Origin of the sequence: Dysgonomonas sp. Marseille-Q5470 (assembly GCF_951230145.1) — a bacterium.
Classification (GTDB): domain Bacteria; phylum Bacteroidota; class Bacteroidia; order Bacteroidales; family Dysgonomonadaceae; genus Dysgonomonas.
Genome location: NZ_CATNVE010000008.1, coordinates 125,734 through 142,290, shown reverse-complemented (window position 1 = coordinate 142,290; position 16,557 = coordinate 125,734). Strand labels below are relative to the sequence as shown.

The 16,557-nt window shown below is 36.3% G+C and carries 8 protein-coding genes; 4 read left to right on the top strand and 4 right to left on the bottom strand.

Annotated elements, in window-relative coordinates; genetic code table 11:
• Genes QOX35_RS13110 through QOX35_RS13095 form a run of 4 tightly spaced genes read right to left on the bottom strand, consistent with a single transcriptional unit; the run spans position 1 to position 4,388 of the window.
• Positions 1 to 1,116, bottom strand: coding sequence for an efflux RND transporter periplasmic adaptor subunit (locus QOX35_RS13110; RefSeq protein ID WP_283687312.1), 1,116 nt, complete (start codon positions 1,114 to 1,116; stop codon positions 1 to 3).
• A gap of 37 nt (positions 1,117 to 1,153) precedes the next feature.
• The gene (locus tag QOX35_RS13105) at positions 1,154 to 2,410 is read right to left on the bottom strand and encodes an ABC transporter permease (protein WP_283687310.1); all 1,257 of its coding nucleotides are present in this window, start codon (positions 2,408 to 2,410) and stop codon (positions 1,154 to 1,156) included.
• A 15-nt stretch (positions 2,411 to 2,425) separates the two neighbouring features.
• Positions 2,426 to 3,679, bottom strand: coding sequence for an ABC transporter permease (locus QOX35_RS13100; RefSeq protein ID WP_252637332.1), 1,254 nt, complete (start codon positions 3,677 to 3,679; stop codon positions 2,426 to 2,428).
• A gap of 13 nt (positions 3,680 to 3,692) precedes the next feature.
• Positions 3,693 to 4,388, bottom strand: coding sequence for an ABC transporter ATP-binding protein (locus QOX35_RS13095; protein ID WP_135106389.1), 696 nt, complete (start codon positions 4,386 to 4,388; stop codon positions 3,693 to 3,695).
• 456 nt (positions 4,389 to 4,844) lie between these two features.
• Here QOX35_RS13095 and QOX35_RS13090 point away from each other — a divergent pair, with 456 nt between their 5' ends.
• From QOX35_RS13090 to QOX35_RS13075, 4 genes are all read left to right on the top strand, one after another.
• Positions 4,845 to 5,204, top strand: a complete 360-nt coding sequence (locus QOX35_RS13090) for a MarR family winged helix-turn-helix transcriptional regulator (RefSeq protein ID WP_283687309.1) — start codon at positions 4,845 to 4,847, stop codon at positions 5,202 to 5,204.
• 46 nt (positions 5,205 to 5,250) lie between these two features.
• Positions 5,251 to 7,707, top strand: a complete 2,457-nt coding sequence (locus QOX35_RS13085; protein WP_283687308.1) for a DsrE/DsrF/DrsH-like family protein — start codon at positions 5,251 to 5,253, stop codon at positions 7,705 to 7,707.
• Between the two features lie 337 nt (positions 7,708 to 8,044).
• Positions 8,045 to 9,406: an MATE family efflux transporter gene (locus tag QOX35_RS13080; RefSeq protein WP_283687307.1), complete on the top strand. Its 1,362-nt coding sequence runs from the start codon at positions 8,045 to 8,047 to the stop codon at positions 9,404 to 9,406.
• A 53-nt stretch (positions 9,407 to 9,459) separates the two neighbouring features.
• Positions 9,460 to 16,557, top strand: a complete 7,098-nt coding sequence (locus QOX35_RS13075) for a type I polyketide synthase (protein ID WP_283687306.1) — start codon at positions 9,460 to 9,462, stop codon at positions 16,555 to 16,557.

Below are 16,557 nucleotides of genomic sequence, written 5' to 3'. Positions count from 1 at the left end.
CTATTTTTGAGCCGCTTTTTTAGATTTATCTGAAATTTCGTTTCCTCTGATTTTATCACCCTTCTTCAACCCGGATTTTACTTCTACTTTTATTCCGTCAGATAATCCTGTAGTAATTAGTTTTTTATCAAATAATTGTTCTATAGAATCTTTTAGAACATAGACATACGCAGAGTCATTACTGAATGTTATTGTACTTTCCGGTATAGATAATACTTTCTCAGCCTTAGATAATACGATTTCAGCATTTGCGCTGTATCCGGCACGAATAAGTACTGTATCAGGTATACGAGCAGCAGCTTTTATTTCAAACAAAATGGCTCCGTTTTCTTCAACTCCTTTTGGTGCAATATATTCCAGAACAGCATCAAATTTTTTGTTTTCTATAGCACCTACAGATAGTTTCATTGGCATACCTGTATGTATGCGTCCGACTTCGGTTTCATCTACTTTTCCAATAAAGATCATATCGTTCATGTTGGCTACACTAGCTATAGTAGTACCATCATTAAATGTATTGGCCTGAATAACAGAGTTTCCGACTTTAATAGGAACATCTAGTATCATACCAGTAATAGTAGATCTGATCTGAGTATTACTATATTGAGCTGTTTTTTTAGAAATCCCATTTTTTACAATATCCAGATTATCTTTAGAATTATCCAGCTCTTCTACAGCTTTTTTGTAGTCTGCCTCCGATTTATCCATCTCTTCCTTGGCTATTACACCTTTACCAAAAAGCTGTTTCTGTCTGTCGTATTCCGCTTTTATCTGGTTCAGGTTGATGCGAGCAACATTAACTCTCGATTCTGCACTATTCAACTGAGAAACCTCTGGTATTACTTTTACCGTAGCGATAATTTCCCCTTCTTTTACAAAATCACCGGCTTCTTTCAGCACCTCCGATACAATCCCGGAAATCTGAGGTTTGATAAGAATTTCATCACGGGGTGATACCTTACCTGTTGCTACAGTAGTGTTTTCTATATCTCCCGATTCTACAGTTGATATTTCATAAACAATCTTCTTCGGTTGTGATTTTCTAAAAAGAAAATATAATGTACCAACGAAAATTAATCCGATAAGTACTAGTCCAATAATTTTTAAAGCTTTCATATTATTTAATTTTCTATTTTTTATTCTTTACAGTAAATTATTCTTCTCTGATAGCATCGATTGCTTTTATGCGCAGTGCTCTCATTGCAGGCATCAATCCCGAAAGTATACCTGATACGATCAATACTCCTAATGCAGCTATTGCTGTCCAGAATGAAACTAGCGGCGGTATGAGAAATACGTCATCACTTATATTTTTGCTCATGACGTAGCTGATGATTTCTATGAGTGCTATTCCTGCAAAGAAGCCTGCAAATCCGGCCATTGTCGTTAAAACAAAACTTTCACTTAAAATCTGCTTCACTATTGTTATTGGCTTCGCACCGATAGCACGTCGCACTCCAATTTCACGGGTTCGTTCACGTACTGTTACCAGCATAATATTACTGATACCTATAATACCCGATAACAAAGCTCCTATTCCCACAAACCATATAAGGAAATCAATACCTAAAAATAAGTTGTTGAAAATCTGAAACTGTTTTTCTATATTGAAGCTACCTACGGCTTTTTCATCGGTAGGAGATATGTCATGCGCTGTTTTTATTATCGCTGTAACTTCTTCTTCTACCACAGAGGCTGGATAACCCGGTTTAGCCGTACATGCCATAAAATATACTTTGTCTCCTTGGTTAAAGGCCTGTTGCATTGTAGAGAATGGAATAAAAACCGTTGATTCTACATCTCCGCCGATCGACATGTTCGACTTAGGACGAATCACTCCAATTACTTGAAAGTATATTCCATTTACTCTAATATATTGTCCTTCGGGATTTTCCCCCGGCTGAAATAATGTTTCATAAACCTCTCGTCCGATTACGCATACTTTGCGAGTGCCCGCTATATCCAATTCGTTGAATACCCGTCCCATGAGTATGTGCTGTTGTTCTATATTGAAATGATCGGGATATATACCTCTTGTTCCATACGATCCTGATTTTCGTCCACGTACAACATTTTTATCTCCGCTATTTCCAAAGAGTACAGGAGAAATATATTCCACAGATTGGGCTTTCTCTCTGATCAGCGTAACATCTTTTCTGTTCATCGACCAGAAACGTCCTTTACGGAATCCTTTATACGGTTCACTGGTAACATCTGTCCAAAAGAAGCAGGAGTTGGATGCAAATCCGCTTACGTTTTTCATAATACCACCTTGAAAGCTATATCCGATACCGATAAGGATAATAAGCATAAAAATACCCCACGAAACGCCTATGCAAGTAAGAAAACTTCGAAGCTTATTTCGAGTAATCGTTACCCATATTTCTTGTAAATTGTCTAAATCAAACATGTTCTGGTTTTTTTATTATTCGGCTCTCATCGCTTCTATTGGACTCACTTTTGTCGCTTTCAGGGCAGGTATAAGACCTGCAATTGTTCCTGCAACAATCAGAACCACTGTTGCCCATATTACAGTAGACAAATCTACTGTTGGATCTTTGAATATTGAAGGACCATCCGATGGCGCGTTTGCCATAATTGTACTAATTCCTTCTGTTATACCAACCCCAATGACTATACCAATATAGCCTGCTACGGTAGTGATCAGTATAGATTCAAAGATAATGAGCTTGAGTACAGAGAAAGGAGTAGCTCCTATTGCCTTTCGAATACCGATTTCTTTAGTTCGTTCTTTTACCGTTATAAGCATGATATTTCCTACACCAACAATTCCCGCTAATAATGAAGCAATTCCGATGACAATGATAAAAGCAGTGATAATAAAGAATATACTTTGTGCTTCCAACATGTCTTCTGCCGTATTGCGAACATACAATGCAGATCTGTCGGCCGGGTCAAAATTATGGAGTGTTCCCATTCGTTGGCGGAGCCTTTCTACAAATTTCTCGTTTGCTTCTTTGGTTGGCAATCCGACTACGGTAAAATCAATCCTGCGAAAACCATAACCCTTGTTATATAGCATCTGGGCTGTTGTGAAAGGAATATAGCCCGGAGGGTTGTTGTCATAGATATCTTCATTATCGTAAACCCCAATCACCTGATAAGCTATATTATTATCAGCAATCACATATTGGTCTATCGGATCTTTATCTTTAAATAATACCTTTTTCATATCGGGGCTGAGAACTATCACTTTGCGGCGATTGTCAACATCCATTTTATTGAGAAATCGGCCATTTCCATTCGCAACTTTCAGATTATTGATAATAGAAGCATCCTGTGACACGCCGTCTATATCCCACGAACCATACTCTTTTTCATAAGATAGAGTTACTCTTTGGCTCAACCGAACCGAGACATATTCTACCTCCGGTATCTTATTTCGTATTAGATCATAATCTTTTTGATCAAATTTTATTTGTCTATTCGTCGGAAGGCCCTTGTAAGCCATTGAAGTCCATCCGGGCCACAATGTAACAGAGTTTTGTGCCCTGCGTGAAAAGTTTGAAGTAACACCATTTTTCAACCCATTACCTGCAGCCAATAAGATTATAAGCATAAAAATACCCCATGCTACAGCAAAACTGGTCAAAAAAGTGCGTAACTTATTTTTGCCGATTGTAGAAAATATTTCGCGTATAGAATCAAAATCAAACATAAGTAATCCGGGTTTACATTGCTATTATTGGGTTCTCATTTACTTCTATCGAACCTATAATTCCATCCTTTATATGGATAACTCGATCTGTAGCATCAGCCACAGATTGCTCATGGGTTACAATAAGCATGGTTATACCGTCGTCGTTATTGATCTGTCGAAGTAATTGCATTACATCTCTTGAAGTCTTACTATCCAAGGCTCCTGTAGGTTCATCGGCCAGTATTATCTGGGGTTGGGCTATTAGAGCCCGGGCAATTGCGACACGCTGCTTTTGTCCTCCTGAGAGTTCATTAGGCATATGGCTCGCATGTGATGCTAGTCCCATCTTGTCCAGATATTCCATAGCTATGCTATTACGTTTTTTTCGAGAAACTCCCTGATAATATAGCGGTAACGCTACATTTTCTACAGCATTTTTGAATGTAATCAGGTTGAAGGATTGGAATATAAAACCAATCTTCTTATTTCTCAATTCAGCTGCTTGGGTTTCACTCAAATTTTTGATTAGAACATTATCTAAATAATATTCACCGGTATCATAGGTATCCAGAATGCCGAGAATATTAAGTAAGGTGGATTTCCCGGAACCGGAAGCTCCCATTATAGAGACTAACTCACCTCTTTCCACATCCATATTAATCCCTTTCAATACATGTAAAGGCGATTTTCCCCAATAAGTTTTGTTTAAACTATTTATTCTTATCACGTTCGCTGTTGTTTATTATATTTGAAGAACCTACTGCCACACAGAATTAACTTTTGATAAAGTTTCACGAAATAGTATCTAGAAACATTTACTATATATGTCGTTAAAAATTAAAAAAGGTTACATCTTTTTGATATTTTAACATTAAAAAATTATATAATTCTGTAATTAGATGATATAAAGATGAATAATTAAATTTAGAAAATACAACTTTTGCTTATAAATTTATTTTTTTGATATGCTTAGGGAGCCTCGTATTGCTATTTTTTTTCAGAAGAAAGCATATTTGAAATAAATCATAGAATCATATATTAAATAGAAAGATAGCAGGCACAGTATGCGATAAAATTGGAGTATTTTCATCTTTTGAAAAATTTAGAATATTATTCATATACATTTTGTCAATAGAAAAATATTATTTTTCTTTGCAAATATTTTCCAATAGCAAATATTTTAATGGAGTCAATTTGTAAACTAAAAAACATATATAAGTCTCTTTATACTTTTGAGAAAGAGTTTGCCGAAAAGAATAATATAACCATTAACGAAGGGATGGTTTTATGTTGTATGAAGGATGAGAAGCCAAAAACAGCAAATGAGATTTGTGAATTTGTAGGGTTGTCTAATTCCAGAGTATCACGTATAATAAATACTGTAGAAACAAAAGGGTATATATTGCGAGAAATGGGTTCTATAGATAAAAGGCAAATGATTTTTTCCTTGACAGAGGAAGGGAGAAAGAAAATAAAAGAAATGATGAAACATGAAATTAATTTATCTGCATTGATAAAAGAACTGGTAGAAATATCAGCATAATTTTTAATCACATAATTGCTAATAACAAATATTTATAATATAAATTATGAAAATACTTATAATTGGAGGTGTGGCAGGTGGTGCAACAGCAGCTGCACGACTCAGAAGAATGGACGAAAATGCTCAGATTATACTTTTCGAAAGAGGAGAGTACGTATCGTATGCCAACTGTGGACTTCCTTATTATATTGGCGGTACAATTAGTGAACGAGACAGGTTATTTGTACAAACAGTAGATGGTTTCATCAATCGTTTTAATATAGATATCCGTGTAAGATCCGAAGTGACAAGCTTTGACCTGAAAGATAAAACAGTAAAAGTCCATGATATTGCAGCCAATAGAGATTATATAGAAAGTTATGACAAACTAATAATATCTACAGGAGCAGAACCTATCAAACCTCCAATGCCGGGCATAGAAGACAGTCGTATATTCTCTTTAAGGAATGTACCTGATATGGATAAAATAAAAAGCTACATAAACCAACATAAGCCCCGAAGGGCTGTGGTAATAGGCGGTGGTTTTATAGGCTTGGAAATGGTAGAAAATCTACATGATGCAGGATTAGATATAACGTTGATTGAAAAGAGTAACCAAGTAATGGCTCCAATCGATTTTTCTATGGCTTCTATTGTACACCGGCACCTTATTCAAAAAAATGTATCTCTTTTGCTCGAGGAGGGTGTTGCACAGTTCGAATCAATTGAGGATGGTATAAACGTCGTATTGGAAAGTGGAGGAAGTGTTACTGCAGATATGGTTATATTAAGCATCGGAGTTCGTCCCGAAGTAAAATTGGCTAAAGACGCAGGCTTGCAACTTGGTTCTATGGGAGGCATCAAAGTTGATGACTATATGCAGACGTCAGATAGTAGCGTATATGCTCTAGGTGACGCTACTGAAGTGTTTAATCCGATTATTAATAAACATACTTTAATTCCACTAGCCGGACCGGCAAATAAACAAGCTCGTATAGTAGCCGATAATATTTTAGAAGGGAATAAGTATATATATAAGGGTACTATAGGAACTTCTATAGCTAAGGTCTTTGATCTGACTGTCGCAGCAGCAGGAGCTTCTTCAAAATTACTAAACAGAGAGAAGATAGAGCATATATCATCATATACGCACGGAAGTTCCCATGCTGGCTATTATCCGGAAGCACTACCATTATCTATCAAAATAATTTTTTCTCCTGAAGATGGCAGATTGTTGGGAGCTCAAGTGGTCGGTTATGATGGTGTTGATAAACGTATTGACCTATTTGCACAGGTAATAAAAAATGGAGGTACAATTTATGATCTTCAGGAGATAGAACACGCTTATGCTCCCCCATACTCGTCAGCCAAAGACCCGGTAAATATGGCCGGATTTGTAGCAGAAAATATTTTAAAAAGGAAAGTAAATATTATACAATGGCGTGACATCCTCAACGTAGATAAAGCAGAAGCTATGATCATAGATTCACGTACAAAAGAAGAATATGATTTTGGACATATCGAAGGTGCAATTAATATACCAGTCGATGAGATTAGAAGTCGTCTAAATGAAATGCCGAGAGATAAAAAGATTATAGTTTATTGCGCTGTTGGATTACGTGGGTATATTGCCTCGCGGATTCTTATGCAATCTGGCTATACCAACGTTTATAATCTATCGGGAGGATATCGAACTTACTCTTGTGCTATTGCTGATAATATAACGAGTGAAGGTCTCTGTGATACACTTATTAAAGATGATGGAGAGATGGAAAATAAAGAAAGTGCAATGATTAAAACAATCAAAATAGATGCTTGTGGATTACAATGTCCTGGTCCGATCATGCAATTGAAGAGAAATTACGATGAAATAAATCTAGGCGACCGCCTCGAAATTAGCGTTACAGATCAGGCTTTTGGTGAAGACTTAAATGGCTGGTGCCGCATGGTTGGCGCAAAACTAGTAAGTATGAATAACTCGGGTGGGGTAATAACTGCTATTGTAGAAAAGATAGCAAAAGAAGATGCTTCTTGCACCACATCAGCTATCGCTAGAGATAATAAAACGCTCATAGTATTTAGTGACGATTTGGATAGAGCTCTAGCTTCATTTGTGATCGCTAATGGTGCAGCAGCTACGGGTAAAAAAGTAAGTATCTTCTTTACATTCTGGGGTCTGAATATAATAAAAAAGGAGAAAAAGCCTACTGTAAGAAAAGACTTTATGGGAAGAATGTTTGGCATGATGTTGCCATCTAGCAGCAAAAAACTAGGCCTATCTCAAATGAATATGGGAGGGATCGGTAGTAAAATGATGCGTAGTATCATGAAAAACAAAAATGTAGATAGCCTTGAAAGCCTTATGCAACAGGCTTTAGATAATGGTGTCGAATTTATTGCATGTTCTATGTCGATGGATGTAATGGGTATAAAAAAAGAGGAATTAATAGATAATATTACGATTGGTGGTGTTGCCGCTTATCTCGATAGAGAAGAAAATGCGAATGTAAATCTATTCATTTAATATTTTTAGATATATAAGACAACCCTAAATGCTCTTCTCTCACCTGATTATTTATCCTGGAGAGAGAGGAGTCCTTTTTATGTTTTTGCACCTATACAAAAAGAAAGTAGATATAATATCCTTAAATTAAAAAACAATAAATTTCATAGATTTAGATTCCGTCTCTGATAATTTGTAGAGGCTTTATTCTTTGTTCAATAATTATTTTTATTTGTTTAGTATAATATATTTATATAAGTTTGTGGCTTGAGACTATAAATATATTTTTTCTTTAACATTGACTTTACATACATTACTAATGTTTTGCCTAGATAACATTTAGTAATCAGATAAAATAATGGGGTCTATACTAAATAGATTAGAATCAGAACAAACAACAAAACTACTGAGAGAATATTCCATTTCGGCTATTATCGGTTCCTTAGTTGTTGCCATCTACAATATTGTGGATAGTATCTATATTGGACATGGGCCTAATTTAGGAGATCATGCCATTGGTGGGCTAGGAATCGTTTTTCCTATAATGACATTCTTTACTGCATTAGGAGCATTCGTCGGTACAGGTGCTGCCACTCGTGTTGCTATTTATATGGGTGAAGGTTGCAAAGATAAGATGGATAGAGCACTAGGTAATGCTCTGGTTTTGATAATACTATTAACAGGATTCTTCGTTCTTTTGACCTATATCTTTATCGATCCACTATTACATATAATCGGAGCAACACAAGACACTTATCATTTTGCTCGCGAGTTTTTAATCTATTATCTACCGTGTTGTATCTTTCTGAATTTAGGCTTTGTATTGAGCAGTGTTATGCGTGCTTCGGGTTATCCTCAAAAAGCAATGTATATTATGCTGCTTGGTGTTATTCTAAATATCATACTTGCACCTATTTTCATTTTTATATTCGAATGGGGTATGAGGGGTGCTGCAATTGCCACTTCAATAGCAGCGTTTATCTCCTTCGTAATCTTTATGATTCATTTTCTTAATAGAAATAACACATTAACACTACATAAGCATAAGTTAAATCTAGATAAAAAAATTGTATGGGCTATAATGAGTATCGGGGTTTCTCCATTTCTTATGCAAGTAGCAGCTTCCATTGTTGTCTTTTTTATAAATAACAGATTAAGTACTTATGGAGACAGCATTGCCATAGAAGCATATGCAATAGCCAATAGATTAAATCTTATTATTGTACTCATCATTGTAGGTTTAACACAAGGAATGCAACCTATAGTTGGATACAATTATGGAGCGAACAAGATAGAAAGAGTTATATCTACAGTAAATCAGGCAATAAAAGCCGGCATCGGTATCGGATTTATCGGTTTGATAGGTGGATTATTCTTTTCAGATATTGCAGTCAGGCCATTTAACCCTACTTCTGCATTGGCGAGTAAAGCTTCCGGAGTTTTAAAAATAATAACGATTGTATTACCTCTTAGTGGGTTACAAATGGTCATTTCTAATTTTTTCCAATCTATAGGAATGCCCACGAAAGCAATCATGCTAAGTCTAACACGGCAATTTCTTTTTCTAGTACCGTTGTTGTTTATTTTACCTCTTTTTTTTCAATTGGATGGGGTCTGGATTTCAATACCATTAGCTGATGTTGCATCAACAATATTAGCTGTTATTATTTATATTGGGCAAATACATAAACTTAAAGAAAAATATATATATATGCAATAGATTAGATAATAAAACAAGAAAGACAAACAAAAACAAACTACAACTATTTAATAATGCAACATTACAAAGAGCTACTTATCGTATCTCCTTTCGAGATACCGAATACTACTTTAGCTTTAGATACGATCAAGACCGGTGCATATCCCGTATTGCATCTTGGTCGGAATCTGCAAAAAGCACAAGAATCCTTAGATATTATGAGTGAATCTACAACAGAATCTTTTGGGGTTTGTTTTGTAGATGATACTACATTAAAATTAGACCTTCCACCGAATGTAAGCAGAGTGATTTTTCCTGCTGGTATGGATATATCTGTAAGCGAAAATATAGAAAAATTATGTCAGGTACATTCTTTAGATGAAGCTGCAAGAGTAATAGATAGCGGTATCAGTAATATTATCGTAAAAGGAAATGAAGGAGCGGGAAAAGTGTCAGCGCAGTCCGCATTCATCCTTTTCCAAAGTATAGCGAATAAATATTTAAAAAAAGGAATAAATATTTATATACAAGGAGGAGTCGGTATACATACTTCTGCCGCTTGTTTAGCTTTAGGAGCGAAGGGGGTTATTCTGGATAGTCAGATTTCCTTATTTCCTGAATGTGGATTAACCAAAGATCAGAAAAATATTTTTAGTAAACTGAGTGGGAGTGAGACTACTGTAATTGACAATTTCAGAATATTGTTGAGGAAAAATTCTCCTAAATTACCTGTCAACACTAAATATTCGGATATTATACCATTATTGGGAGGATTAGATATTAATAAGAATATCTTACCTATGGGACAAGATATTTCATTATCTATTGACTTTGTAGAAAAATATAAAAACCTTAACACTTTCGTTTCTAGTTTCTATGAGGCTATATACGGTCATATACAGCAAGCAAAAAGACTGCAAACAATCAAATCAGATAGTAAACTCGCAAAAAGTTTAGGTATAAAATACCCAATAGCACAAGGTCCAATGGCCAGAGTAAGCGATGTCCCTGAATTTGCTTGTAGTGTAGCTGATGCGGGAGCATTACCTTTTATAGCCATGAGTATGACGACCGGAGATGCTGCCCGCAGCCTGATAGCAGAATCTAGTCGGTTACTCAACGATAAAGTCTGGGGCGTGGGGCTACTCGGCTTTATTCCTACAAAACAACGCGAAGAGCAAACGAAATATATATTGGAGTACAGACCACCCGTGGTACTTATCGCCGGAGGAAGCCCAGCTTTGGCAAAACCATTTGAAAAAGAAGGTATCAAAGCTTTTATTCATGTTCCATCTCAAACATTGTTGGATATATTTCTTAAGGAAGGGGCGAAGAACTTTGTATTCGAAGGACGTGAAAGTGGGGGACATATAGGCCCTCTTTCCAGCTTTATCTTATGGGAAAGACAGATATACAGATTACTAAAAGAAGATAATCTGTCTGCATTTAGTGTCTTTTTTGCGGGTGGGATACATAATGCATTTTCTTCTGCGTTCGTATCTATAATGTCTGCCACACTCGATGCTAAAGGTGCTAAAATAGGGGTGTTAATGGGGTCTTCATATCTTTATACAAAAGAAGCCGTAGAGACAAAAGCCATCCTCCCTGAATTCCAAAAGTTGGCGATTGAAGAAAATGCAACAGTTATTCTGCAAGCTGCCCCCGGACAAGAAACACAATCTCTAAAATCTCCATTTACAGAATATTTCGGTAAGGAAAAAGAAAAACTACAACGGCAAAACCTAGATAGTAAAGAAATTTGGATCAGATTAGAGGAGCTTAATCTTGGTCGTTCAAGAATTGCAACCAAAGGCATTGAACGTATAGGGACTGATCTTGTAAAATTGAACGAGGAAGAGCAAAAAGAAAAAGGTCTTTACATGATAGGACAAATAGCAGCTCTCAATCAAAAAGAAATGACTCTGTATGAATTGCATAAGCATGTAGCTGTAGATAATAACGAGCTACTTTCTCAACTGCCCGATATTGCTTTGCCAACATCAAATACACAACCATTAGATATAGCGATTGTCGGAATTTCGGGTATTTTCCCCGATGCGCATAATATTGAAGAATATTGGAGAAATATCGTTCTTGGCAAAAATTGTATCACAGAGGTTCCCGATAGCCGCTGGAATAAAGATCTATATTATGATTCAAATTCTACTGATACAGATAAAGTGGTCTCGAAATGGGGCGGATTTATCCCATCGATAGATTTTGATCCTCTTGAGTTCGGAATGACACCTCAATCACTTGCGTCTATAGAACCGACACAATTACTGAGCCTTTTGGTGGCTAAGCAAGCATTAACAGATGCAGGATATGAAAACCTGTCCGAAATTGATTTAGAAAACACTTCCGTTATATTCGGTGCAGAAGGAGCAACAGAACTAGCGGCAAGTTATGGTTTCAGAGCCTATGCAAAACAGGTTTTTGGAGAATTACCAGATGTATTGAAAAATTCCCTACCTCGCCTTAATGAAGATTCTTTTGCAGGAGTATTATCAAATGTAATATCTGGTAGAATAGCCAATCGCTTAAATCTGGGGGGACGTAACTATACAGTAGATGCAGCCTGCGCTTCTTCTCTTGCAGCATTGGATCTGGGCTGTCAGGAGTTATTCTCCAATCGCTCTGATATGGTACTTTTAGGTGGAGCCGACTTACATAACGGAATCAACGACTTCTTAATGTTTTCATGTACGCATGCATTATCCCGTAAAGGTTACTCTGCCTCATTCGATGCAGATTCGGATGGTATTGCCTTGGGAGAAGGCATTGGCGTTTTAGTGCTGAAACGGTTAGCTGATGCTGAACGTGATGGAAATAAGATATACGCTGTTATCAAAGGAATGGGAGGTAGTAGTGATGGAAAAAGCCTGGGAATGACTGCCCCAAACAGAAAAGGACAGATAAAAGCATTACAAAGAGCTTATCAGAATGCAGGAATTTTACCCTCACAGGTAGAAATGATAGAGGCTCATGGCACGGGAACAGTAGTAGGAGACCGAACAGAGCTGCGAGCATTAACAGATATGTTTCTTGAATCAGGCGCCATTAAAGGGCAAACATTACTAGGTTCTGTAAAGACACAAATAGGACATGCTAAATGTGCTGCAGGTATTGCAGGCGTTATCAAAGCAGCCCTGTCTATCTACTATAAAGTTCAACCGCCGACATTGCACCTGAATAAACCAAATCCTTATTATGATAAGGACAGCAGTTCTTTTGTGTTTAATTCTCACTCGGGATATTGGGACAGTGAAAAAAGAATTGCAGGAGTCAGTGCTTTTGGTTTTGGCGGAACCAATTTCCATGTAGTGATGGAAAATCATAAAAAAGAGGAAGAACATAATAGCTGTTTACCTCTATGGCCATCAGAACTATTTGTATTTCGCGGGGATTCACTAATAGAAGCTAAACAACAATTACAGAAAGTAAAAGAACTGCTAAGCTACAATGATACAATCAATATTAAAAATATCGCTTACAGTTTGGCAGTAAACAGCAAGAAAGAAGTTCAAGTGTCTATAATTGCTAGTGATTGTAAAGAATTACACAATAGAATTAATGCAGCTCTTGCCGGAAAAGAAGAATATGGGATTTATTTAAAAAATGCGAAAGAAGGAAAGGTTGCATTTATGTTTTCCGGACAAGGTAGCCAAAGAGTAAATATGGCTCGGGATATGTTTGTTGTCTTTCCCGCAATGCGTCGCTTACTTACCAAGCATAAAGAATATGAGAAGATACTATTTCCATACTCAGCCTTCGATGAAGAAACGCGTAAAGAGCAAGAGGAAGTTATCACCGATACACGAAATGCCCAGCCATTACTGGGTATTGTAGATTTTGCCTTTGCTGAGTTTCTTAAATCACTAGGTATTATTCCTGATATGGTAGCAGGTCATAGCTATGGAGAGTTGCCGGCTTTATGTTTTGCCGGTGCTTTTGATGCAGAAGAGCTAGTATCATTAAGTAGTAAGAGAGCTTTATCTATATTAGGAGCAATAGAAGAGGATAAAGGGAAAATGATAGCTGTCAGTCTCTCCGAAACAGAGATAATTACGCTACTGGATGGTGAAAAGGATGTATGGGCTGTGAACTTCAATTCTCCGAAACAAATAGTCCTAGCCGGTTCTACCGAAGGAATCAATTCTTTTATGCGAAAACTAAGTAATAAAAATATTGCTTATAAAGAACTTAATGTTGCATGTGCATTTCATAGTCCTCTTTTGCATAAATCAAGAGCGTTGTATACCGATGAGTTACACAAGGTTGACTTTAAGACTCTAAATATACCTGTATGGTCTAATACAACAGCAGAGCATTATCCTCAAAAAACTCAAGAAATAAAAAATCGATTAGCGGAGCATCTTATTAAACCTGTACTTTTTACCCGGCAAGTTGAAAATATGTACAATGAAGGTGCACGTATGTTTATTGAGGTGGGACCGGGCAGAGTTCTTACTGGACTTGTTCAATCCATATTAGGAGACAAAGTTTCTACTTTTGAGACAGAAAATAAAAGTTTCAATGGAGTAACTTTCATCTTACATACTATTGCAAAATATTTGTCAACAGGAAAATCTGTTGATGTTGAAAAACTCTTTGAAAAGCGTAATACATCTATAGTAAACATTGATAAGCCTGAACAATATAAGAAGAGTCCTATTCTTTGGCATATCAATGGTCATAATGCTATACCTACTGATGGACGAATGCCTTCAACAGGAGCATATCCGATAATACAACCTATAATGAACTTAAAAAACATGACGAATAATCTAAATAATAATTCCACTTCAGGACTTTCATCCTCTGATCAAGTAATATTAGAGTATCTGAATAGTATGAGAATGATGCTGCAAAGCCAGCGTGATGTTATGCTGGGCTATTTAGGTCATATTCCCAATAATATATCAACTCCAATACAAACGAATTCTGTACAACAAGTACAAGTGTTACCGATGAACACTTCTTCACAACAGGTAGAGCAGAGACAAGAATTTGTGGACATAAATACTTCTTCTTCTAAATCGGCTGAAATATCAACACAAGCCTTATCTATAGATGATATTAAAGGTTTATTGCTCGAGACCGTTAGCGAAAAAACGGGCTATCCCATCGAAATGTTAGGTCTCGACCTAGATTTGGAGGCCGATCTCAGTATAGACTCTATCAAACGAATGGAAATTATTGGATCATTGAGAGAAAAACTTAATATATCAGGGAGCATGGAAGATGCTGAAGATACAGTAGAAAAGCTTGCCTCTGTAAAAACTCTTAATGGTTTGATCGATTGGATTAAGGAATTAGCCAATTCAAGTATAAATCAGACACAAGGTGCAATTATGCCAGATGTAGTTGATTCTGTTGTTCCTATTCAAACTCAAGCCGTGACAATTGATGACATTAAGACTTTGCTTCTTGAAACCGTTAGTGAAAAAACTGGTTATCCAGCCGATATGCTTGGTTTGGATTTGGATTTGGAAGCTGATCTCAGTATTGATTCTATCAAACGTATGGAGATTATAGGCTCATTGAGAGAAAAACTAAATATATCCGGTAGTATTGAGGATGCTGATGATACAATTGAAAAACTAGCTTCAGTAAAAACTCTTAATGGATTAATTGATTGGATAAAAGGGTTAGCTAATGGTGTTGAGAATAAAGATTCTATATCCCAGTCTCAAATAGAACAGATAGCAGTAAAAGAAAGTGATACCATTGAAGGTGAATTGATAAGAATGAGTTTTGAACTTGAAGAAACAACCCTAAACTCTGAAAATAATAAGATACAAGGAAAACGATTTGCCCTTACGGATGATAATGGTGTATATGCTCAAAAGGTTAAAAACGCAATGGAGGCAAATGGAGCTATTGTTGACTTGATACAAGGGGATGAGAATCTTACTCAGTATGATGGACTGGTGATACTCAACTCTTCGGCATCACCTCGAAAATACAGTATAAAAGAAGTGTTTAGTATGATCAAAAATGTAGATCTTGCTAGGATTAAATGGGTGTATACATTCAGTGATGTACTTGGAAATATTAAAATGACTGAAGGGGTATCTAAGTTGAAAGAAATTCAAGGCTTCCCAGGACTGATTAAGAGCCTTGCTCATGAGTTTCCAACAATTAATTTCCGGGCAATAGTATCACATTCTATCTTCGACCCAAATCTTCTATCTCAAATTACTGTAGATGAGTTATTAACAGAAGATGATACTTATACAGAAATAATCTATAAGGATAATAAGAGATATTTTGCAAAACCTAAGCCTGTCACTCTTGTCAAAAATGGAAGTTCTCATTTTTCTCTCGACAAAGATGCTGTAGTTGTTGTGTTTGGCGGGGCACAAGGGATTACGCCGGAGTTGATTAGCGAACTATCAAAAGAATATCCCTGTAACTATATTCTTGTAGGACGGTCTGACGCTCCTACAGAAGAATTTGATAAGTATAAATCATTGGACTCGAAGGATAAGATACGCAGATATCTGATCACTGAAGAAAATATGAAATCTCCCAGCGAAATAGAGAAGAAAGTACAAAAGATATTCAAGACTAATCAGATAAATGAAAATGTTGCAAAAATAGAACAAAACGGAGCGAAAGTAACATATATATCCTTAGATATAAAAAATGAAGAAGCACTGAGATATTTTATCAAAAAAACATATGATACCTATAACAGAATAGACGGAATATTTCATGCTGCAGGTCTGTTGGACGATAAATTATTTATACATAAAACCTTTGAATCTTTCTATAAAGTGTATTCTACCAAAGTTACTCCACTGCATGTCTTATTGGATGAACTACGTTCCGACCTGAAGCTATTTGTAATGTTTAGTAGCGTTGCATCAGCTTATGGAAACAAGGGACAATCTGATTATGCTTCAGCAAATAGTGTTTTCGATCATATAGCTTCAACCCTAAATGACAAAGTTGAAGCCAGAATACTAACCATCAACTGGGGACCTTGGAAAGGAACCGGGATGGTGAATGAAACACTAGAAGCTGAATTCAAGAAACGTGGAGTTTCGTTGATCCCTCTCAAGAAAGGAGCTGAATATTTTGTAAATGAGCTTAAATATGGAAAAGAGAGCCATATACTGGTAATGGGTGGAGCAGATGATGTAAAAAGCTTTTTAAATAATTGA

Excerpts from the sequence above, each read along its gene's own strand:
- QOX35_RS13110 (WP_283687312.1), bottom strand. The coding sequence starts at position 1,116 with ATGAAAGCTTTAAAAATTATTGGACTAGTACTTATCGGATTAATTTTC.
- QOX35_RS13080 (WP_283687307.1), top strand. The coding sequence starts at position 8,045 with ATGGGGTCTATACTAAATAGATTAGAATCAGAACAAACAACAAAACTA.
- QOX35_RS13085 (WP_283687308.1), top strand. The coding sequence starts at position 5,251 with ATGAAAATACTTATAATTGGAGGTGTGGCAGGTGGTGCAACAGCAGCT.
- QOX35_RS13090 (WP_283687309.1), top strand. The coding sequence starts at position 4,845 with ATGGAGTCAATTTGTAAACTAAAAAACATATATAAGTCTCTTTATACT.
- QOX35_RS13075 (WP_283687306.1), top strand. The coding sequence starts at position 9,460 with ATGCAACATTACAAAGAGCTACTTATCGTATCTCCTTTCGAGATACCG.
- QOX35_RS13105 (WP_283687310.1), bottom strand. The coding sequence starts at position 2,410 with ATGTTTGATTTAGACAATTTACAAGAAATATGGGTAACGATTACTCGA.
- QOX35_RS13100 (WP_252637332.1), bottom strand. The coding sequence starts at position 3,679 with ATGTTTGATTTTGATTCTATACGCGAAATATTTTCTACAATCGGCAAA.